Raw genomic sequence first — 625 nt, 5'->3', positions numbered from 1 at the left:
GGCGCCGCGATGTCCACGCCCCGGCCGAAGTTGCTGTAGTCCGAGAGGGTGTCGTCGGTGTTCTTGTTGTTCTTGTTGCACCAGCCGAAGGTGCCGAGGCCGCCGGGCTTGCCGTCGGCGTCGCTGAGCGAGGAGACGGTGATCGCGTCCGGCACGTTGGCCGGGCTCTGGTTGGACACGTCCCGGTGGTCGTTGCCGGCCGAGACCACCACCACGATCCCCTTGGAGATCGCCCGGTTCACCGCGTCGTTGATCGCCTGGACGGTGCCGTCGAAACCGATCGAGATGTTGGCGACCTCGATCTCGCCGGCGTGCGCGGTCACCCAGTCGATCGCGTTGACGATCTCCTCGCTGCTGCCGCTGCCCTTGGAGTTCAGGGCCTTGACGGACCAGAGCCGGGCACCGGGCGCGACGCCGACGTAGCCGATGCCGTTGTCCAGGCCGCCGACGATCCCGGCCACGTTGCTGCCGTGCCCGTTGTCGTCGACACCGGCGTTCTCCACGCAGGAGGTGACACCGACGCAGTTCACCCGCCGGACGACGTTGAGGTCCGGGTGGTAGTAGTCGATCCCGGAGTCGATCACCGCCACGTCCACGTCGACCCGCTGGTCCAGGCCGTCGCCGG

1 protein-coding gene is annotated in these 625 nt (G+C 68.3%); it reads right to left on the bottom strand.

What is annotated here, in order from left to right; genetic code table 11:
* Positions 1–625 (bottom strand): S8 family serine peptidase (locus IE329_RS40065; RefSeq protein WP_190215995.1); only part of this gene is annotated, 625 nt, incomplete at both ends.

Source organism: Kitasatospora indigofera (assembly GCF_014655955.1).
In the GTDB taxonomy this organism is placed as follows: Bacteria; Actinomycetota; Actinomycetes; order Streptomycetales; family Streptomycetaceae; genus Kitasatospora; species Kitasatospora indigofera.
Note: the sequence above shows the minus strand (reverse complement) of the source record. Positions and strands in the feature narration are given on the sequence as shown.